Origin of the sequence: Sphingobium cloacae, assembly GCF_002355855.1 — a bacterium.
Taxonomy (GTDB): domain Bacteria; phylum Pseudomonadota; class Alphaproteobacteria; order Sphingomonadales; family Sphingomonadaceae; genus Sphingobium; species Sphingobium cloacae.
Window position 1 is genome coordinate 1,999,543 of record NZ_AP017655.1, and the last position, 19,384, is coordinate 2,018,926.

Here is a 19,384-nt window from a genome sequence, read left to right on the forward strand (position 1 = left end):
GCCTCGCCCTCTCTTCCTCGCGCATCACGCGCCGGACCGCATCTTCCGTGCGTCGGGTTTTGCGTCCGCGCAAAACCTCCGCGACCGAACCTTTTGATAGCTTTTCCGCCACTTCGAAGCGGACCACCGAGCGGTATCGCTTGCGGATCGCCGCCTTGATATCTTCGGGATGATATTCGTCTATGAGCACCACAGTATCTCCATGTGTACCACAATGTACTGCGGTTTATGTCACATTATTTTGAGGTAATCAATCATTATGCCGCAAAATGATGGTATTTTTGCTTGTGGCGCACGTTTGCGTGAGGAGCGGCAGCGATTGGGGCTGAACCAAATCGAGTTCGGCAAGCTGGCGGATGCGAGCGAAAACAGTCAAACCGCATACGAAAAGGGCAAAACTGCGCCGAATATCGCCTATTTGCTCAAACTCCAGGAACACGGCGTCGATATCGGTTATATCCTGACAGGCCAGCGTTACGGCGCGCCGGTCGTGCGTCCGGATGAAGCCGACCGTTGGTTGGACGAGGCAGAGAAAATTCTTGATGAGATCGGCGATGTCGCAGAAGCCCGGAAACGCATGGGAGACCGGCTCACTGGAATCGCGTTAGACGCCGCCCTTCCGGACAGAATACGCGGACGCGCCGATTTCATGCTTTCTTTTCTTGGAGATGAGGAGGCAAAGCAACGGCGGGCGGCTTGCGTACGCAAGGTAGAGCGGGAGCGGGAAAACGCGCGCATGGTCATGCGGGAATCGTTTGATCGCGCGGCCCGTATCAGCGGCTGGCGTCCTGACGAAGAGCTGCGGAACGCTGTTCTGAAACTGTGTGAGATGATGCAGATCGCCAATCCAGCCGGAATAGAGGCGCAACTGCTGGATATCCCTTTGGAAATGCTGCTGAGGGCAGTGAAACAACCATAGGAAATGATCGTGGACGACGAAAAGGGTGTGCGTATTGTGCATACCCTTGGGGTCCACATTGCGGACGGGTTGGGGGGGGGGCGCTAAAAATTCGGCCCACTTCCATCGACGGTGATGAGGGGGTGTCGCGTGGCATGGATCGCCGCCGCGCCCCGATTTCCGCCGATTTTCGAAACTGGGACCCTCCAATGCAAACTGGGACCCGCACGGTCCCACTTGTTTTTACCGGATCGCCGATCGAAAGCGCCGCGCCGCCGCTCTGAAGGGGTCTTTAAGAGGCATCAAAAGCCCATTTTTAAGGCGTTTTAGAGGGATTGGCCGAGCGACCTTTTGAAACCCTCTGAAAACCACCTGCTCTAAAAGCTCTGGTCCCGGTCCTGTCTAATCGGCCATCCATTATAGACACAGCGCCGAAGGCCAGATTTTTTCCGCCAACCCTCGAAAAGCGCCGTTTTTGGCGGGTTAGTGACCGTCAATCCCCGACATCAACCGGGTAATCCCGCCCTCGATCCACTCCAAACCCTCGTGTCCCCTTTCAGCGGTAAAGCGCCTTGTCCGCGGCTTCCAGCATGGCTGCGGCGTCGGAAACGCCATCCAGTTCGACCAGTCCCGCGCTGAAGGTCACGGTGACGCTCTGGCCGGTGTCGAGATGTACCGGCTCGTCCGCCACCATCCGGCGCAGCCGTTCGCAGACGGCGCTTGCCTGGCGGATGTCCAGGTCGGTCAGCAGGATCGCGAATTCCTCTCCTCCCAGACGCCCGACGCAATCCCGGCCCCGCAGGCCGGGCTTCAGCCGCTCCACGAAAGCGCCCAGCACCCTGTCGCCTGCGGCATGGCCGTGGCAGTCATTGACCGACTTGAAATGATCAAGGTCCAGAAGCAGCACACAGGACCGGATATCGCCTTTTATCCGGCCGATTTCGGTTTCCAGCCTTTCCAGAAAGGCGCTGCGGCTCGCGGCGCCCGTCAGGGAATCGTGGGACGCCGCCTGCTGCAACGCCTGTTGCCGCGCCTTGTGCCGGGTCATGTCCCGAATGGTGCAGACGATGCCGGTGGCCTCCCCCTGCTCATCGACGACGGCCCGCGCCACCATCTCATGCCATTCCAGATCGTCGACGGCGCGGAACAGCCGGAACTCCACGCGATGAATATCCTGCGGCCGTTCCAGCGCGCGGCGGCAGGCGGCGGTCATCAACGCCCTGTCCTTGCGGTGGATAAGGTCGGCGCCCAGCTGGCCTATCAACAACTCCGGTGCGCAGCCGACCTGCTCCAGCACGGAAGGCGACGCATAATGGATGCGCCCGTCGACGCCGAGGTTCAGCACCATGTCGCCGCAATGTTCCGCGATGATGCGATAGCGCGCCTCGCTGTCGCGCAACATCTGGAACAGCCTGCGCCGCCCGTTGAGCTCCGCCGCCACGGGGAGCGACAGGAAAAAGCTGAACGCCAGATAAATCTGGAAGAACTGGGTCTTTGCACCGGGCGAAACCGCGATCTTCGACAGATAGCCGTCGCTGAGCACGAACGACGCGCCACCCACCGTCGCCAGGACGACCATCGAAGCGGCCGCTCCATGATGGCCCGCCCGAAAGGAGATGAGGACCAGCGGAAGCAACGGCACGAACAACAGCGGATAATGATCCTGCTGGAATATATACCATGCGGTCGCTCCCAGCAGGAAGAGCAGGCCCAGCGTTTCCATCCGGATCCGCCGGGACGCGGCCTGGAACCATCGCACCCATTCGCCCTGCATCAGCATGATCAGCACCGGTGTGCAGACCAGCCCGCCCAATATGTGCCCCGCGCACCATTGCAGCCAGCTCTGCCCGAAGGAAACGGGTGTCAGGTTCGAGGCAACCAGCGCCGAACCCACGCCCACCAGGCCATTGACACCGCACAGGGCCGCCACGAAAACGCCCAGCGGCACAAGCGACAGCATGATGTTCCGGCCGGGCGCATAACGACGGCAGATCGCCGCCACCGCCGCCGATTCCGCGACGTTCAGCAACATCATCGGGATCGCCGCCACCGGCCCCATGCCGAACAAGGCCGTCGAAATCGCGCTGGCGAGGGCGCAGGCCATGATCGCGCGCAACCAGTGGGCGCGTTGCGACGTCAGCAATTCCGCCATCAGAAAGGCGTTCGCGCCCCATATGAAGGCAATCCCGCCTTCGAAGCGCGACATCGTGAGCGACAGGGCGGAGACCAGAAAATAGACCCCGCCCGTCAACAGCGGCGCGCAGAGGGCAAGGAGGCGAGAAGAGGATCGCATGCCGTCCCCCGTTACCGTCCCAAAGTTAATATATGCTCACGATGATGGTTCGGGCACGGACACCGGGGACTTCCGCCATCCGCTATTGCGTCGCCAGCACGGCGCGCCATCCCCGCAGGCGGGCAGCGCGTTCCTTCACATGCATGGCCGGCGCGAAGCGGGTCGCTGGCGAGGCCATGGCCGACGCCTCCTCCAGCGAAGAGAACAAACCCGACCCCAGCCCCGCCAGCATGGCCGCGCCCAGCGCCGTGGTTTCGACATCGGAAGGGCGGTCGACAGGCAGATTCAATATGTCGGCCATATCCTGCACGATCCAGTCATTCGCGCTCATGCCGCCGTCGACCCGCAACAGGCGCCATGGCGCGCCATCGGCGGCGAAGGCATCGGCCAGGTCGTGGATCTGATGCGAAAGCGATTCGAGCGCCGCCCGAACGATATGCGCGCGCCCGGTTCCTTGCGTCAGGCCCGTGATGATCCCCCGCGCCTGCGGCTTCCAATGTGGCGCGCCCAGTCCCACCAGCGCGGGCAGCATGAGTATGCCGCCATTGTCGGCGACCGAGCGGGCCAGGGCCTCGGTATCTTCCGCTTTCTCGATCAGGCCCAGCTGATCGCGAAGCCACTGGATCAGGCTGCCCGCGACGAAGATCGACCCTTCCAGCGCATAGGCGCGGCGATCCCCGATGCGATAGAGCAACGTGCCCAGCAGGCGATGGGCGGAGGCGGGCATCGTTTCCCCCATATTGGCGAGGATGAATGCGCCGGTGCCCAGCGTCGCCTTCGCGTCGCCAGGACGCAGGCAGGCCTGTCCGATGGTCGCGGCCTGCTGGTCGCCCGCCATTCCGCTGATCGGCACCGCTCCGCCCAGGATATCGGGCTGCGTCTCTCCAAAAGCGCCCGCATTGTCGACGATCTCCGGCAGGGCCGCGCGGGGGACGCCGAACAGGGCGCAGAGGTCGGGGTCCCAATCCCCGCCATCCAGCGCCATCAGCTGCGTGCGGCTGGCATTGCTCGCATCGGTGACATGCAGGCCGCCGGTCAGCTTCCACGCCAGCCAGCTTTCGACCGTGCCCAGCGCCAGCCGTTCGCCCGCATCCCGCACGACAGGCGCATGGTCGAGCAGCCAGCGCATCTTGGTCGCGGAGAAATAGGGGTCGACGACAAGGCCGGTGCGCCGCTGGAGCATCGGTTCATGCCCCGCTTCGCGCAATGCTTCGCATTCGGCGGCGGTGCGGCGGTCCTGCCAGACGATGGCGCGGTGCAGCGCTTCTCCGCTGCGGCGATCCCAGGCGACGACCGTCTCGCGCTGGTTGGTGATGCCGATGGCGGCGATCCGGTCCGGGCCGCCGGCCTGCTCCACCATGCGGCGCGCGCAGGCGAGGCTTTGTCGCCAGATTTCCTCCGCATCATGTTCGACCCAGCCCGGGCGCGGATAATATTGCGTCAGGTCAGCCTGCGCCGTGGCGATCCGTCTGCCGTCACGCCGATAGAGCATCGCCCGGGTCGAGGTGGTGCCCGCGTCCAGCACGAGAATCAGGCGATCCGTCATGACCTTTCCTCCAGCCAGCGCGACAGGCGCTCGGTTTGAGCGGCGTCGAACCGCAAGCCCAATTTGGTCCGCCGCCACAGAATGTCCTCGGCGGTCCGCGCCCATTCCCGCTCGACCAGATGATTCACTTCGGCTTCCGTCAGGCCGTGGCCGAAATGGACGCCCAGATCGTCGAGCCGCCCTGCGCCGCCCAGCCATTGACGGGCGACGGTGCCATAAGCGCGGCCGATGCGGTCGATCCACAGGGGATCGAGGAAGGGATAGCCGCGCGACAGTCCGGCCAGCAGGTCGGCCAGGCCCGTCATCGGGAAATCGCCGCCCGGCAGGGGCGCGGAGGCGGTCCAGTCCTTCCCCGTCAGGGCGGGGATCAACGGCCGCATCATGTCCACCGCTTCGGCGGCGAGATGGCGATAGGTGGTGATCTTGCCGCCAAAGACGCTGAGCATCGGCGGGTCGCCCTCCCCTCCCTCCAGTTCCAGGCGATAGCCGCGCGTGGCGGCTTCGGGCTTGCCGGACCCGTCGTCCACCAGCGGCCGCACGCCCGCATAGCTCCAGATCACGTCCGCCGGGGTGATCCTGCGCGCGAAATAGCGGTTCGCAGCCTCGCAGAGATAGGCGACCTCCTCGGCGCTGGCTGCCACATGGTCGAGCGGGCCGCGATGATCGCTGTCGGTGGTGCCGATCAGGGTGAAATCCCGCTCATAGGGAATGGCGAAGAAGATGCGGCCGTCGGGAAGCTGGAAGAAATATGCGAAACCATGAACGAAAAGGCGAGGCGTCACGATGTGCGAGCCGCGGACGAGGCGCATATGGCGGCCGGTGGGTTGATCGGCGCGGGCGAGCAGGTCGAGGACGGCCGGACCGGTCGCGTTGACCACGACCCGCGCCCTGAAGCTGCCCGACGCGCCGGACGGCAGGCGGGCGTGGAGGGTCCAATACCCCCCCTCTCTATCGAGCCGCGTGACTTCCGTGCGGGGGCGGATCGCCGCGCCCCTGTCCGCCGCGTCGCGCGCATTGAGGATGACGAGCCGGGCGTCGTCCACCCATCCGTCCGAATAGACATAGCCGCGCCCGAAGCCGGGTTGCAGCGGCGCTCCGGCCGGATGGCGGCGCAAGTCGATGGATTGCGTGGGCGGCAGCGCGCGGCGGCCGCCGATATGATCGTAGAGGAAGAGGCCGAGACGCAGCATCCAGCGGGGACGCAAGCCACGCACCCACGGCAGGACGAAGCGCATCGGATGGATGATGTGCGGCGCTATCCCCCAGAGCCGCTCGCGCTCCGACAGGGCTTCGCGGACCAGCCCGAACTCGTAATGCTCCAGATAGCGCAGCCCGCCATGGATCAGCTTGGTCGAGGCGGAGGAGGTGCCGCCCGCCAGATCGCCTTTCTCCAGCAGCAGGACGCAAGCGCCGCGCCCGGCGGCGTCGCGCGCGATGCCGCAGCCGTTGACGCCGCCGCCAATGACGGCAAGGTCATGGATGATGTCGGCCGCCTCGCTGCTCACGGCCCCAGTCTAGAGCGGACGCAAGGAAGGTAAAGCCGGGAAAGACCGGCCCGGGGAACGACGAGCCATCGCCATTCGGGCGTGACGCCACCGTGTCCGCGCGCGGCATAGCCATGGCCGGCGCGCGGGGGAGACCCGGGACGTCAGGACGAGGCGCCCGATTCGCCGAGCATGAACAGGCCGTCAGCCCGGAATGCCGCCCGGTCCTACGCCTTTTCCAGCGTGCATTGCAGCGGGTGCTGGTTCTGGCGGGCGAAGTCCATCACCTGATTGACCTTGGTTTCGGCCACTTCATAGCTGAAGATGCCGCAGACGCCGACGCCCCGCTGATGCACGTGAAGCATCACGCGAGTCGCTTCCTCCATGTCCATGCGGAAGAATTGCTGGAGGACGTGCACGACAAATTCCATCGGCGTATAATCGTCGTTCAGCATCAGCACCTTGTAGAGCGACGGCTTTTTGGTGCGGGCGCGCGTCCGGGTGGCGACGCCGATATTCGGTCCGCCGGGGCCGCCGCCATGATCGTCCCGGTCGTTGTCCGCCATACGGACGGACCGCGTCGAAGTCGAAGTGATGCTGCTGTTCATGCTGGGAGAGAATATGGCGATTCACGGCGCGGTGACAAGGGGCTGTATTGGGTAAGGACGTCGGTCCATCGCGCGACCGCACCATGCGGCGCGGGACGGCATCCTGCACAGGAGGGAGCGGCGGGGTCGGCCGGAGACGGACCTTCTTCCCGTGCCATACCGACCATTGCCGCGCAAACAGCCGCATCATGGGCCACGAAAAAGGGCGCCCCTTCCCGGCGGAAGGCGCGCCCTTTTTCCTGTTCGGTTCGAGCCGGCCTTAGCGGGCCAGCGTCTTCACCTTGTCGGTCACGATGGACACGCGCGCGGCGAGCGGCTGGGCCACGTCACCGGCAAGCTTCAGGAAGGCTTCGCTGCTCTTGGCGGCTTCCTTGGCGAAGTCGTCGAAGCTGGTCGCGAAAAGCTGGCTCTGAAGCTGGAAGAACTCGGTCGGGGTCTTCACGGTCGAGAAGCTCTTGAGAGACGCGGTCGCCTTTTCGAAGTTCTTGCGGCCATAGTCGACGGCTTCCTGGCCCAGCGTCTCGACGCCCTTGGCCGCGATCTTGCCGGATTCGACCAGCGCCTCGACATTGCCCTTGGCCAGGTCGCTGAATTCTTCCATCGCCTTGGTCGACTTTTCCACGCCGGCCTTCGCCTTTTCGTTGAAATCGGCATAGGCGGTCTCGATCTTCGCCTTGGTTTCCTCGGCGAACTTCTTTCCGTTTTCGATAATGTCGTTCATCGTCGTCGTTCCTTCTGTCACTGGCAGCGGCTTGGGCGTTGTTTTCACGCGATCGGTCGAAGAGGCGCGCTTCGGCTTGCCGAAGGTTTCGGCCCCCTCGCTATCCGGTTCGGGCGCGGCATCCACCGCCATGACGGCGGCGGCCACGACGGCCGGCGTGGCGTCGGACGCCAGATCGGCCGGCTTCGCCGCGGGCTTGCGCGGTGCGGCGGGCTTTGGCGCGACGGCCTCAGCCGCCGGCTTTACGGGAGCGGCAGCCTTTGGCGGGTCGCTCCGGGGCTTTTCGCCGATCGCGGATTCCGCCGCTTTCAGCACCTGAGCGGCGGAAAGAGTCTTTTCGCCGCTCTTGGCGCGCGGCCCCGCGCGCCTCGTCCTTGGGGTAACGGCCATAGCCTCTGCCTCCGTTTGCTGCACTGCACAATATGCATTCCGACGCCGAATTGCAAGGGATTTTTGTGCATTGCAACAAAAGTGACATGTGCAAGGGCAGGGCCGGCGAAATTGCCCTTTCCTATCGGGACTTTACATAGGTTCCCGGCGCATCCTCCAGTGCCTTGAGCCTGCCCTTCCCGGGTTTGCGCGCGCCCCGCACCGGCACATTTTTTTCGCCATGACCGCGAATCCATTCGATCCAGTCGGGCCACCAGCTTCCCCTGGTTTCCGTAGCGGCGGCGAGGAAGTCGTCGAGCGTGGGCTGCGGCTGCGCGCAGGACCAATATTGATATTTGCCTGCCGCTGGCGGGTTGATGACGCCCGCGATGTGGCCGGAACCGGCGAGCAGGAAGCGGACGGGGCCGGACAGATGCCCGACGATCTTCCACACGCTTTCCACGGGCGCGATATGATCTTCCCGCCCCGCCTGCACATAGGCGGGGGTTTCGATCCGGCGCAGGTCCAGCGGCGTGCCGTCGACGCTGATCGCGCCGGGCTGGACCAGCAGATTGTCGCGATAGAGCCGGGTCAGATATTCCTTGTGCCAGCGCGCCGGCAGGTTGGTGGTGTCGCCGTTCCAGTAGAGCAGGTCGAAGGGCGGATAATCCTGTCCCAGGAGGTAATTGTTGACCACATAGTTCCAGATGAGGTCGCGCCCGCGCAGCATGTTGAAGGTCGCGGCCATATAGCGCCCGTCGAGATAGCCGCCCGACGAAAGCTGTTCCACCAGCGCCAGCTGCTCATCGTCGATGAAGAGGCTGAGGTCGCCCGCCTCGCTGAAATCGACCTGCGCGGTGAAGAAGGTGGCGCTGGCGACCTTGTCCCCCTCCCCCCGCGCGGCGAGCAGGGCCAGGGTCGCGGCGAGGGTCGTGCCCGCGACGCAATAGCCGATGGCGTGGACATTCTTCACCCCCAGCAGGTCGCGCACCGTGTCGATGGCGTCGATCTGCCCCCTCTGGATATAATCGTCCCAGATAAGATCCTTCATCGAGGCGTCGGCGGATTTCCATGAGACGAGGAAGACGCTCAGGCCCTGGTCCACCGCCCATTGGACGAAGCTCTTTTCCGGCGACAGGTCGAGGATGTAGAAACGGTTGATCCATGGCGGGAAGATGAGAAGCGGGGTTTCCAGCACCTTGTCCGTCGTCGGCTCATAATGGATGAGCTGGTAGAGCGGGGTTTCCCGGATGACCTTGCCCGGCGTGGCGGCGATGTTGCGGCCGACTTCGAAGGCGGTGCCGTCGGTATGGGAAAGCTGGCCCTTTTCCAGATCGGCCAGCATGTGCTGAAGGCCCTTCACCAGATTTTCGCCGCCGCTTTGCAGCGTCTTTTCCATCACGGCGGGGTTGGTGAAGGCGAAGTTGCTGGGGGCCATGGCGTCGACGAAGCCGCTGGTGGCGAAACGCAGCCTGGCCTTTTGCCTGGGGTCGATGCCGTCCACCGCATCGGCCAGCCGCGTCAGATAGTCGGACGTCAGAAGATAGCTCTGGCGGATGAGGTCGTAAAAGGGGTGCTTGGTCCATGCCGGATCGGCGAAGCGCCGGTCCTTGCGCGCGGCGGGGCTGCCTTCCGGGGCAGGCGCGGGCTGGTCGCGGAACATCCCGCCCGCGTCGAGGAAACGCTGCCACAGGGCCATGCCTTCATGGGCGAAGCTGCTCTGGATCTGCGCCACGGTCTGCGGGTCGAAGGGCAGGTGGCGGCCGGTCGCGCCCGCCGCCTGCTCCAGCATCAACTGCTGGGCGCGGCCGACGACCTGCGTCCATTGCTGCATCTCTTCCAGGGTCGGGATGTGGGGTTCGATATTTTCGAGTCTATCCATAGCCACTCTCCTATCCCTGGCCTTGCCATGGCGCTGTGCTTTCGCTGGCGCAGCGCCCTATGCCGGTATATAGCCGGTGCCGCGCCGCGCCGAGGCGGACGCCCACTATTCCCCAAGGAAAGCGTTCAGGAAAGTCCCTAATGTCCGAAGAATTCTACCGCATGAAGCGCCTGCCCCCCTATGTCATCGCCGAAGTCAACGCGATGCGGGCCGCCGCGCGTGCGGCAGGGGAGGACATTATCGACCTGGGCATGGGCAATCCCGACCTGCCGCCGCCCGACCATGTGATCGCCAAGCTGTGCGAAGTGGCGCAGAAGCCGAGCGCGCACGGCTATTCGCAGTCCATGGGCATCCCCGGCCTGCGCAAGGCGCAGGCGAACTATTATGGCCGCCGCTTCGGCGTCGAACTGGACCCGGAAACCGAGGTCGTCGTGACCATGGGATCGAAGGAGGGGCTCGCCAGCCTCGCCACCGCGATCACCGCGCCGGGCGACGTCGTGCTGGCGCCCAATCCCAGCTATCCGATCCACATGTTCGGCTTCATCATCGCGGGGGCGACGATCCGCTCCGTGCCGACGACGCCGGACGAGCATTATTGGGAGGCGCTGGAACGGGCGATGGCCTTCACCGTGCCGCGCCCGTCGATCCTGGTCGTGGGCTATCCCAGCAATCCGACGGCCGAGACGGTGGACCTCGCCTTCTATGAGCGGTTGGTGGCATGGGCGCGGGAGAACCAGGTCTGGGTGCTGTCCGACCTTGCCTATTCCGAGCTTTATTATGACGGCAATCCGACGCCCTCCATTCTTCAGGTGCCAGGGGCCAAGGAGGTGGCGGTGGAGTTCACCTCGCTCAGCAAGACCTATTCCATGGCGGGCTGGCGGATCGGCTTCGCGGTCGGCAACAGGCGGTTGATCGCGGCCTTGAAGCGGGTGAAGAGCTACCTGGACTATGGCGCGTTCACGCCGATCCAGGCGGCGGCCTGCGCGGCCTTGAACGGGCCGCAGGACATCGTGCGGAAGAACCGCGAACTCTATCACAAGCGCCGCGACGTGATGGTGGAAGCCTTCGGCCGCGCGGGATGGGACATTCCCCCGCCAAAAGCGTCGATGTTCGCCTGGGTGCCGCTGCCCCCCGCGCTCAAGGAGATGGGGAGCCTGGAATTCTCCAAGCAGCTGCTCACCCACGCCAAGGTCTCGGTCGCGCCGGGCGTCGGCTATGGCGAGGACGGCGAAGGCTATGTCCGCATCGCGCTGGTCGAAAATGAGCAGCGGCTGCGCCAGGCCGCGCGCAACATCCGGCAATATCTCAAGTCCATGGGCGTCAACACGCCCGCCCAGGGCGCGGCCTGACGCGGCCGATGCGGCGGCGGCCGTCCCGCCGCCGCGGCGCACCGGCCCTTGCCCATGCGGCGCGGATGATGGATATGCGGTCGAAGCGCCGGTGGGCCAACGTGGGTTTCGAGGGGATGTGACCGGAATATGCTGTTGTTTCGCGGCAAGGAGTCCAATCCCCGGTCGCTGGTGAAGGCGATCAGCTGGCGCACGCTGGGCAGCATCGACACCTTCATCCTCGGCCTGCTGTTCACGCAGAGCGTGAAGGCGGCGGGCGCCATCGCCTCCACCGAGGTCGTCACGAAGATCCTGCTCTATTATTTCCACGAACGCGCTTGGGCGCAGATCGGCTGGGGCCTGCCCAGGGGACCATCGCCCGAACGAAGCGAAGAAACGCCCGAACAGGAAAGCATTCCGGCATGATCCCCCTGCCGCAGGTGTCGCAGGTCGCGCAGACGATCCAGCTCGCGCTCGCCCCCGTCTTCCTGCTGGCGGGCATCGGCGCGTTCCTGAGCGTATGTGCCGGACGGCTGGCGCGGATCATCGACCGGGCGCGGGTGGTGGAAAAGCTGGTGCTGTCCTCGCGCGGCAAGGAACATGACCGGATGGTGGGCGAAATCCGCGTGCTCGACCGGCGGATGACCGTCGTCAACATCGCGATCTTCCTGTCGGTCGCGTCGGCCTGCGCGGTCTGCCTGGTCGTCATCCTGCTGTTCGCGGGCAACCTGTTCGACGCGCATCTGGGAACGGCGATCGCCATCCTCTTCAGCCTGGCGATGCTGTTGCAGGCGGCGGCGTTCGGCACCTTCATCCAGGAAATCCGGCTGGCTTCGCGCACCATCCATATCCGCAACGAAGTGCTTTACCACAAGGCCGAGGACGGGGAGGCGGCGGAGGAACGATGACCCGCTTCACCGTGAACGACCGCCCGGTCCAGTATCGCATGGACCCTGCCACGCCCCTGCTCTGGGCGCTGCGCGACGCGTCGAACCTGACGGGCACCAAATATGGATGCGGCACCGGCGATTGCGGGGCCTGCACGGTTGATATCGATGGGGAGGCCGTTCGCGCCTGCCAGGTCAGCATCGCCCAGGCCGAAGGACGGTTCGTCACCACGATCGAGGCGCTTTCGCCCGACCGGGGCCATCCGGTGCAACAGGCTTTCGCGGCGGAGAATGTGTCGCAATGCGGCTATTGCATCCCCGGCATGGTGATGGCCGCATCCGTGCTGCTGCGGCGGAACGACGATCCGAGCGACGAGGAGATCGACGCGGCGATCACCAATATCTGCCGCTGCGGCATCTATCCCCGGCTGCGCGGCGCGATCCGGCGCGCGGGACGGATCATGCGCGGCGAGGAGCAGGTCGCCGCCGCCCCGCCGCCGGGCATCACCCCGGAAGAAGCGGCCCGCGCCGTGCCCGCGCTGCGCAAGCCCTGAGTGCGTCTTTTTCGGGATTGCGCAGGTTATGAAGGCGGCGTCTTTGAGGATTGGTTTCGGGTAAAGGCGGACATTCAATCTCCGTTCGGGCTGAGCGAAGTCGAAGGGCCCTCCACTGAGCGGAGCGAGGTGGTCTCCCTAAGGTCGGCCGTGCCCTTCGACTTCGCTCAGGGCGAACGGAAAGAGGAAAGCGGACTGTCGCCAATCCACCCCAAGCCCCCTTTTGTAACGAAACATGGCTGGCGCGCATGTCGGCCATGCCCCCTTGCGCGGAGGGAATGAGGCGGTCATCTTCAGGGCTATCCCGGAAGGAAAGGATGCCCGATGAACCGTCTCGCCTGCTTCGGCCTCTTGCTGACAGCCGCCCTGCCCTTCGCGCCGCTCGCCGCGCAACATGCCGGTCATGGCGACCATGCCGCGCATCGGGCGGCCGACCCGATCGGGGCCGCTGTCGCCGATCCCAACCGCACCCCGGCCCATGTGGAGCGCGACCGCTATCGCCATCCCGCCGAAACGCTCGCCTTTTTCGGCGTGACGCCGCAGCAGACGGTGGTGGAATATTCGCCCGGCGGCGGATGGTATAGCGAGATATTGGCGCCGCTGCTGCGCGATCACGGCACTTTCTACGCGCTCCAGCCCAGCGGCCGTTATCTGGAGGGCTATAAAAAGGTTCTGGCCGCAAAACCGGCTGTCTACGACCGGGTCAAGCTGATCGCTTATCCGGAAGAGGCGGCGCAGATCCCCCCTGGCTCGGTCGATACCGTGCTGACCTTCCGCAATGTGCACAATATGGTGATGGCCGGATCGGAAGCGGCGACGTTCAAGGCCTTTTTCGACATGCTGAAGCCCGGCGGCACATTGGGCGTCGTCGATCACCGCCTGCCCGAGGATCGCGACGACGCGCAGGAAAAGAGCAGCGGCTACCTCAAGGTTTCGACCGTCCGCCGCATCGCGCAAAGCGCGGGCTTCGAATATGCAGGCGCATCGGAAATCAACGCCAATCCCGAGGACACCGCCGATTGGGAAAAGGGCGTCTGGACGCTGCCGCCCACGTTGAGCCAGGGCGAAACCGACAAGGACAAATATCTGGCCATCGGTGAAAGCGACCGCATGACGCTCAAATTCCGCAAGCCGGCCCGATAGGGTCATGGACCGACGAAAAGCCATTTAGCCGATTGCGTCATCCCGTGGGGCGGGTAAGGCAGCGGCGTGCCCGCCTCTTCCCCCGCTCCGGACAATCGGCCTCACCGCCCGCTTTTCGCCATCGGCCTGCGGCTGGCGGCGGTGGCGTGCCTGTCCGTCATGTTCGTGACGGTCCGGCTGGCGAGCCAGCATGGCGTGCATCTGCTGGAAGTCCTCTTCTATCGCCAGCTCGCCGCCATGCCGCTGGTGTTCGCCTATCTCGCCATGTCGGGAGGATGGCAGCATATCCGGCCCAACCGGATGGGCATCCATGCCAGCCGGACGGTGGTGGGCCTGGTCGGCATGGCGCTGAATTTCGGCGCGTTCATCCTGCTCCCTCCTGCCGAAGCGACGACGATCGGCTTCACCATGCCGATTTTCGGCACCATCATGGCCGCCCTGTTCCTGCATGAGCCGACCGGCATCCATCGCTGGGGAGCGGTGTTGCTGGGGTTCCTGGGGGTGGTGATCATGGTGCAGCCGGACTCTGGACATTTCCCGATGCTGGGGGTCGCGGTCGCGCTCGCCGGGGCTTTCAATACCGCGCTGGTCAGCATCCTGCTGCGCCAGCTTGGCCGCACCGAGAAGGCCGGCACGATCGTCTTCTGGTTCACCGCGCTGTCGCTGCCGCCGCTGGGAATCGGCATGCTCTTCTTCGGGCAGGCCCATGACCTGGCGGCATGGGGCCTGCTGACGCTCATCGGCATCGCGGGAGCGGCGGGGCAGATCCTGCTGACGGCGGCGCTGCGCTGGGGGCCTCTGTCGATCGTGCTGCCGATGGATTACAGCACGATCCTGTGGACCACCCTGCTCGGCTGGATGCTATGGAACGTCTGGCCGATGGACACGACATGGATCGGCGCGGCGCTCATCATCGCCAGCGGGCTCTATATCGCCTGGCGCGAACATGTCCGCGCCCGGCGCGTGACGGTCACCCCAGCAGTTCAGCATCCAGGCTGATGTCCGCCCGCAGCAGTTTCGACACCGGGCAATGGGCCTTGGCCTTCGCCGCCAGTTCCTGAAAGCCGGCTTCATCCAGGCCCGCTATCTTCGCCCGCAGCGTCAGTTTGCTGGCGGTGACGGCAAAGCCGCCCTCCTGCTGTTCCAGCGTCACGACGGCGGTGGTTTCCATCTTCTCGGCGGTCCGTCCCGCCTCGCCCAGAATCAGCGACAGCGCCATGGTGAAGCAGGCGGCATGGGCAGCGCCGATCAGTTCCTCCGGATTGGAGCCGGGCACGCCTTCGAAGCGACTCGCGAAACCATAGGGATAGGCGCTGAGCGCGCCGCTCTGCGTGGAGATCGCGCCCTTCCCGTCTTTCAGGCCGCCGCTCCAGACGGCCGATCCGCTGCGATTGATCTTCATGACTTTCCTCCTGCTCCTGCGCCGATGGAACCCGATCCCCTGCGCATGGTTGCTTCAGGAGACAGACTTCATCCTACAGGAGAATGACCATGGCCGACATGGGAGTGAATAGCAGCAGCGACCTGATCGCGTCCGATCGCGTCGAGGGCACCGCCGTCTTCGATCCGGCCGGCGAGAAGCTGGGCCATATATCGAACTTCATGGTGGAGAAGCGAAGCGGCCAGGTGCGCTATGCCACCCTGTCCTTCGGCGGATTCCTGGGCATCGGCAACGATCATTATCCGCTGCCCTGGTCGATGCTGAACTATGACACGGACAAGGGCGGCTATGTCGTCGAGCTGAGCAAGGAGACGCTGGAGGACGCGCCCCGCCACGGCGCCGACGATCGCCCCGATTATGACGAGACCTACGGGCGCAACGTGTTCCAATATTATGGACTGATCTACCCCTGGTGATGGCCGGGACGGGCGCGGGCCGAGACGCGCGCCCGTCCCCCGCCCTCTTCGATACAGCCAGCCGACGCCAGCCACAGCCTGCCGCTTTCCAATTGTCTACTAAATAAATAGTATTATTATGGAGCGACCCTGAGCATGAAGAGGAAGGCCGCTCATCATGGAATATTTCGGAGATGCCCGTGACGACAGGCAACCCGTCGTCCTCACGATTCCGGGACTGAACAACAGCGGACCGGGCCATTGGCAGACATTGTGGGAAACCAGCCGGGGCGATTGCCGCCGAGTCGATCTGGGACGCTGGGCCAGCCCGAATCGCAACGCCTGGGTCACGCGACTCGACGCGGCGATCCGCGAGGCGGAAGGGCCGGTGGTGCTGGCGGCGCACAGCCTGGGCTGCCTGGCGGTGGCATGGTGGGGCGCGCTCCAGAGCCAGGCCTATGGCTGGCCGGTGGCGGGTGCGCTGCTGGTGGCGCCGCCCGATTGCGACCGGATGGAAACGCCCCAGACCATCGGTGGCTTCGGCCCGACGCCGCGCGCGCCATTGCCTTTCCCCTCCATCCTCGTGGCGAGCCGGGACGACCCCTATATCTTCTACGAACGCGCCCACAGCATCGCGAAGAATTGGGGAAGCGCGTTCATGGATGCGGGCCATAGCGGCCATATCAACGCCGAGTCCGGGCTGGGCGACTGGGCCTATGGCCAGACTCTGCTGGAAGGATTGATCGACCACGCGCGCGATCAGGCCAGCGCCATGCGGCAGATCCGCCCTTCCATCCACCCGGTGCATCAGGACGCCCACCGCGTCGGCCTCTGCGCATCGCGTTAAACCGGGGCGCTGCAAGACAAACTTGCGCGCCCCCTATATTTGCTTTTTTGTCTATCATAATAGTTGAGATATAGCGAGGCAGAAGCCTATGAATGGAAAGGTCATGACAGACATCCGCCACGCCCATGCGACGGCAACGCGCCCCGACATCACGCTCAGCATCGACAAGGTGCGCGGCGTTCTGGAAGCGCTGCGCTTCGGCTCCATCACGCTGACCGTGCATGACGGGCGCGTGGTGCAGATCGACGTGACGGAAAAGACGCGCCTCCAGGCCTGAGGGACAGAAGGGGGCATGTGCGATTTGCGCCGCCTGTAAGGCTGGCGAGCGGCTTTGGGGGGTAAGCCGCACCAAGGAGATTACCCCAGTATATCGGTTTTGACCGGACCACCGGAAAGGCCGCGATCAACATTCACCGGACAGCCGGAAGGGGAAGAATATGATTGCGCGTTTCCTGTTGCTCGCCAGCGTGGCGGGCGCCTCACTCATCACGTCCCATGCCTTTGCGGAGGAAGCGCCGTCCGCGGCGGACAGCGCCGAACAGGCATCCAGCCCGCGCGGCGACGTGATCGTCGTCACCGCCCGCCGCCGTCAGGAAACGGCGCAGGAAGTGACGCTGGCGATCTCGGTTATCAAGGGCGACAGCATCGAGGCGACCGGCAATTTCAACGTCGTGAAGCTCCAGCAGCTTGCGCCGACATTGCAGGTCTACACCACCAATCCGCGCAACACCTCGGTCAATATCCGCGGCCTTGGCGTGCCATTCGGCCTCACCAGCGACGGTTTTGAGCAGGGTGTCGGCATCTATGTCGACGATGTCTATAATTCGCGCGTCGCCGCCGCGACCTTCGACTTCCTCGATGTCTCTCAGGTCGAGGTGCTGCGCGGGCCGCAGGGCACGCTTTACGGCAAGAACACCACGGCAGGCGCGATCAACATCACGACCAACCAGCCGACCTTCGATTTCGAGGGGCGCGCCGAACTGACGGTCGGCAACCTCAACTACAAGCAGGCGAAGGCCGCCATCTCCGGCCCCCTGTCGGACACGATCGCCGCCCGCATCGCGGTCGCCGCGACCAGCCGCCGTGGCACTCTGTTCAACACCACGACCGACCGATGGATCAACGAGCAGGACAATCTGGGCATTCGCGGGCAATTGCTGTTCAAACCCAATGACGATTTCAGCCTGACCCTGTCGGGCGATTTCAGCAGGCAGAACCCGGAATGCTGCGGCACCGTGTTCGTACGCGTGGGCACGACGCAGCGTCCGATCACGCGTCAATATGACGAACTGGTCAAAGCCATCAACGCCGCCAATCCCGGACGCAATTATGCGACGCCCAGCCGCAATCCCTATGATCGCCTGACCGACCTCGACAGCAGCCTCAGCGCGGGCAACAAGATCGGCGGCGTGTCGGCCAAGGCGGTCTGGAATGTCGGCCCCGGCACGCTGACATCCGTCACCGCCTGGCGCTTCTGGGACTGGAAGCCGGAGAACGACCGCGATTTCACCGGTTTGTCGGTCGTGTCGAAATCGCAGAATCCGTCACAGCAGGACCAGTATAGCCAGGAATTCCGCTATAATTACGAAAGCCAGAAGATCGACTTCGTGGTCGGCCTGTTCGGCTTCAAGCAGCGGATCGACACGCAGGGCACCGAGCAGCAGGGCGCGGATGCCAGCCGGTGGAGCCTTTCCGGCACGCAGGCCACGAACCCCGCCATTCTGCAAGGCTTGACCGCCACCAACACCCAATGGCTCAAGAGCACCAGCGCCGCGCTGTTCGGCCAGTTGAGCTGGAAGGTGACGGACGCCCTCACCCTCCAGCCGGGCGCGCGGCTCAACTATGACAAGAAATCGGGCTTCTATCAGCGCGTCGTGACCAACGGCGCGGGTCAGGTCATCAGTTGCACCCCGACGCCGACCGCAGGCACGGACCTGGCGGCGCAATGCGGCGTCTACCAGCCGCAGGTCAGCGCGCCGTCCGACAGCGCGTGGAACTTCACCTACGACTTCAACATCAATTACAAGATCGCGCGGGATGTCCTCGCCTATGCGACCTATGCCAAGAGCTTCAAGACGCTGGGCATCAACCAGAATGGCCTGCCGCTCAATGCCGACAATACGGTGAATTACGACGCGGGCACGGTGAAGCCGGAATCGGTCAACCATTTCGAAGTAGGCCTCAAGACCCAGTTCTGGGACCGCCGGGCGACCTTCAACCTCACCGCCTTCCGCACGGAGATCAAGAATTTCCAGGCGACGGTGAACGGCGGCCAGTTCGGCACCGTGCGCGGATATCTCGCCAACGCGGACAAGGTGCGGTCGCAGGGAATCGAGGCGGATTTCAAGGTCGTGGCGAGCGACCGCTTCACCGCATACGCCAATGGCGCCTATACCGACGCCAAGTACAAGAAGTTCACCAACGCCCCCTGCCCGCCCGAACTGTCTGGCGGTACTTTCGTGACGGGCAATCAGACTCCGGATGCTCCCGGTCAGGCGGGCAACACGCCGTCCCATCCCGGCGCATCGCTCAGTCCGCGGGCCTGCGACATTTCGGGACAGGACCTGCCCGGCGTGTCGAAATGGGCTTTCTCCTACGGCGCGGAATATAACGTCCCGGTCACGCTGCTGGCGAAGGAAGGGCAGGTCTATCTGGGCGTCGACGGCAATTACCGTTCGCACTGGAATTCGAACGCCTCGCCTTCGATCTACACCGATGTGAAGGGCTATGCGCTGACCAACTTCCGCGCCGGTTTCCGGGGCGAGGGGTTCGACATCTTCGGCTGGGTGCGCAACGCTTTCGACGTGAACTATATCGAAAATCTTCAGGTCGCGCCCGGCAACACCGGCCTCATCGCCGGACAGCCCGGCGACCCGAGGACCTGGGGCGGCACGATCAAATTCTCCTTCTGACCCCCTCCCCCCCCTGGGAAGCGGCATCGCGATGCCGCTTCCGCTTTTCCGGCATTTGCGTGGGGGGAGCGGCTAG

General features: G+C 64.5%; 18 protein-coding genes. 11 read left to right on the plus strand and 7 right to left on the minus strand.

Translation table 11 applies throughout. The features are described from left to right. The first annotated feature begins 259 nt into the window (after window positions 1-259). Window positions 260-919, plus strand: a complete 660-nt coding sequence (locus SCLO_RS09975) for a helix-turn-helix domain-containing protein (RefSeq protein WP_123905476.1) — start codon at window positions 260-262, stop codon at window positions 917-919. Window positions 920-1,454: 535 nt separating this feature from the next. On the opposite strand, the gene SCLO_RS09980 is transcribed toward SCLO_RS09975, so the two are convergent. From SCLO_RS09980 to SCLO_RS10005, 6 genes are all read right to left on the minus strand, one after another. Beyond that, entirely contained in the window at window positions 1,455-3,191 is a 1,737-nt protein-coding gene (locus SCLO_RS09980) for a sensor domain-containing diguanylate cyclase (RefSeq protein ID WP_066517615.1), read from the minus strand. An 82-nt stretch (window positions 3,192-3,273) separates the two neighbouring features. Continuing rightward, window positions 3,274-4,737 (minus strand): glycerol kinase GlpK, encoded by a 1,464-nt coding sequence (glpK, locus tag SCLO_RS09985; protein WP_066517607.1) that lies wholly within the window; start codon window positions 4,735-4,737, stop codon window positions 3,274-3,276. Then, window positions 4,734-6,242 (minus strand): glycerol-3-phosphate dehydrogenase, encoded by a 1,509-nt coding sequence (locus tag SCLO_RS09990; protein WP_066517599.1) that lies wholly within the window; start codon window positions 6,240-6,242, stop codon window positions 4,734-4,736. Before SCLO_RS09990 ends, glpK begins: the two co-directional genes overlap by 4 nt. 206 nt (window positions 6,243-6,448) lie before the next feature. Then, a complete protein-coding gene (clpS, locus tag SCLO_RS09995; RefSeq protein ID WP_066517598.1) occupies window positions 6,449-6,829 on the minus strand; it encodes an ATP-dependent Clp protease adapter ClpS in 381 nt (126 codons plus the stop codon). 259 nt (window positions 6,830-7,088) lie between these two features. Next, window positions 7,089-7,940 carry a phasin family protein gene (locus tag SCLO_RS10000; protein WP_066517596.1) on the minus strand — a complete coding sequence of 284 codons (852 nt, stop codon included), beginning with the start codon at window positions 7,938-7,940 and terminating at the stop codon, window positions 7,089-7,091. Window positions 7,941-8,061: 121 nt separating this feature from the next. Continuing rightward, window positions 8,062-9,801 (minus strand): PHA/PHB synthase family protein, encoded by a 1,740-nt coding sequence (locus SCLO_RS10005; RefSeq protein ID WP_066517594.1) that lies wholly within the window; start codon window positions 9,799-9,801, stop codon window positions 8,062-8,064. 140 nt (window positions 9,802-9,941) lie between these two features. On the opposite strand from SCLO_RS10005, the gene SCLO_RS10010 reads away from it, so the two are divergent. From SCLO_RS10010 to SCLO_RS10035, 6 genes are all read left to right on the plus strand, one after another. After that, window positions 9,942-11,150 carry an LL-diaminopimelate aminotransferase gene (locus SCLO_RS10010; protein WP_066517592.1) on the plus strand — a complete coding sequence of 403 codons (1,209 nt, stop codon included), beginning with the start codon at window positions 9,942-9,944 and terminating at the stop codon, window positions 11,148-11,150. A 129-nt stretch (window positions 11,151-11,279) separates the two neighbouring features. Beyond that, complete coding sequence (locus tag SCLO_RS10015; protein WP_066517590.1) at window positions 11,280-11,555, plus strand: DUF2061 domain-containing protein; 276 nt, start codon at window positions 11,280-11,282, stop codon at window positions 11,553-11,555. Then, on the plus strand, window positions 11,552-12,037 hold the full coding sequence (locus SCLO_RS10020; protein WP_066517588.1) for a DUF2721 domain-containing protein: 486 nt from the start codon (window positions 11,552-11,554) through the stop codon (window positions 12,035-12,037). The genes SCLO_RS10015 and SCLO_RS10020 overlap by 4 nt, the downstream gene beginning before the upstream one ends. After that, window positions 12,034-12,570 (plus strand): (2Fe-2S)-binding protein, encoded by a 537-nt coding sequence (locus SCLO_RS10025; RefSeq protein ID WP_066517585.1) that lies wholly within the window; start codon window positions 12,034-12,036, stop codon window positions 12,568-12,570. Before SCLO_RS10020 ends, SCLO_RS10025 begins: the two co-directional genes overlap by 4 nt. A gap of 324 nt (window positions 12,571-12,894) precedes the next feature. After that, window positions 12,895-13,713 (plus strand): class I SAM-dependent methyltransferase, encoded by an 819-nt coding sequence (locus tag SCLO_RS10030; protein WP_066517582.1) that lies wholly within the window; start codon window positions 12,895-12,897, stop codon window positions 13,711-13,713. A gap of 66 nt (window positions 13,714-13,779) precedes the next feature. Then, a complete protein-coding gene (locus SCLO_RS10035) occupies window positions 13,780-14,712 on the plus strand; it encodes a DMT family transporter (protein WP_066517580.1) in 933 nt (310 codons plus the stop codon). Here the strand turns inward: SCLO_RS10035 and SCLO_RS10040 are convergent. Beyond that, window positions 14,684-15,115 carry an OsmC family protein gene (locus SCLO_RS10040; RefSeq protein ID WP_066517579.1) on the minus strand — a complete coding sequence of 144 codons (432 nt, stop codon included), beginning with the start codon at window positions 15,113-15,115 and terminating at the stop codon, window positions 14,684-14,686. The two genes, SCLO_RS10035 and SCLO_RS10040, sit on opposite strands and share 29 nt — an antisense overlap. 89 nt (window positions 15,116-15,204) lie before the next feature. On the opposite strand from SCLO_RS10040, the gene SCLO_RS10045 reads away from it, so the two are divergent. The 4 genes from SCLO_RS10045 (at window position 15,205) to SCLO_RS10060 (ending at window position 19,308) form a co-directional block, all read left to right on the plus strand. Continuing rightward, a complete protein-coding gene (locus SCLO_RS10045; protein ID WP_066517771.1) occupies window positions 15,205-15,570 on the plus strand; it encodes a PRC-barrel domain-containing protein in 366 nt (121 codons plus the stop codon). A gap of 157 nt (window positions 15,571-15,727) precedes the next feature. Beyond that, window positions 15,728-16,396 carry an RBBP9/YdeN family alpha/beta hydrolase gene (locus SCLO_RS10050; RefSeq protein ID WP_066517578.1) on the plus strand — a complete coding sequence of 223 codons (669 nt, stop codon included), beginning with the start codon at window positions 15,728-15,730 and terminating at the stop codon, window positions 16,394-16,396. Window positions 16,397-16,499: 103 nt separating this feature from the next. Next, the gene (locus SCLO_RS10055) at window positions 16,500-16,673 is read left to right on the plus strand and encodes a YezD family protein (RefSeq protein ID WP_231923211.1); all 174 of its coding nucleotides are present in this window, start codon (window positions 16,500-16,502) and stop codon (window positions 16,671-16,673) included. 160 nt (window positions 16,674-16,833) lie between these two features. Next, window positions 16,834-19,308, plus strand: coding sequence for a TonB-dependent receptor (locus tag SCLO_RS10060; RefSeq protein WP_066517574.1), 2,475 nt, complete (start codon window positions 16,834-16,836; stop codon window positions 19,306-19,308). Window positions 19,309-19,384: the final 76 nt, after the last annotated feature.

Bases quoted from the DNA above. Each gene is read 5' to 3' on its own strand.
- SCLO_RS10025 (WP_066517585.1), top strand. From the start codon at position 12,034: ATGACCCGCTTCACCGTGAACGACCGCCCGGTCCAGTATCGCATGGAC.
- SCLO_RS10055 (WP_231923211.1), top strand. From the start codon at position 16,500: ATGACAGACATCCGCCACGCCCATGCGACGGCAACGCGCCCCGACATC.
- SCLO_RS10030 (WP_066517582.1), top strand. From the start codon at position 12,895: ATGAACCGTCTCGCCTGCTTCGGCCTCTTGCTGACAGCCGCCCTGCCC.
- SCLO_RS09980 (WP_066517615.1), bottom strand. From the start codon at position 3,191: ATGCGATCCTCTTCTCGCCTCCTTGCCCTCTGCGCGCCGCTGTTGACG.
- SCLO_RS10050 (WP_066517578.1), top strand. From the start codon at position 15,728: ATGGAATATTTCGGAGATGCCCGTGACGACAGGCAACCCGTCGTCCTC.
- SCLO_RS10060 (WP_066517574.1), top strand. From the start codon at position 16,834: ATGATTGCGCGTTTCCTGTTGCTCGCCAGCGTGGCGGGCGCCTCACTC.
- clpS (WP_066517598.1), bottom strand. From the start codon at position 6,829: ATGAACAGCAGCATCACTTCGACTTCGACGCGGTCCGTCCGTATGGCG.
- SCLO_RS10045 (WP_066517771.1), top strand. From the start codon at position 15,205: ATGGCCGACATGGGAGTGAATAGCAGCAGCGACCTGATCGCGTCCGAT.
- SCLO_RS10010 (WP_066517592.1), top strand. From the start codon at position 9,942: ATGTCCGAAGAATTCTACCGCATGAAGCGCCTGCCCCCCTATGTCATC.
- SCLO_RS10020 (WP_066517588.1), top strand. From the start codon at position 11,552: ATGATCCCCCTGCCGCAGGTGTCGCAGGTCGCGCAGACGATCCAGCTC.
- SCLO_RS10040 (WP_066517579.1), bottom strand. From the start codon at position 15,115: ATGAAGATCAATCGCAGCGGATCGGCCGTCTGGAGCGGCGGCCTGAAA.
- SCLO_RS10000 (WP_066517596.1), bottom strand. From the start codon at position 7,940: ATGGCCGTTACCCCAAGGACGAGGCGCGCGGGGCCGCGCGCCAAGAGC.
- SCLO_RS09975 (WP_123905476.1), top strand. From the start codon at position 260: ATGCCGCAAAATGATGGTATTTTTGCTTGTGGCGCACGTTTGCGTGAG.
- SCLO_RS10015 (WP_066517590.1), top strand. From the start codon at position 11,280: ATGCTGTTGTTTCGCGGCAAGGAGTCCAATCCCCGGTCGCTGGTGAAG.
- SCLO_RS10005 (WP_066517594.1), bottom strand. From the start codon at position 9,801: ATGGATAGACTCGAAAATATCGAACCCCACATCCCGACCCTGGAAGAG.
- glpK (WP_066517607.1), bottom strand. From the start codon at position 4,737: ATGACGGATCGCCTGATTCTCGTGCTGGACGCGGGCACCACCTCGACC.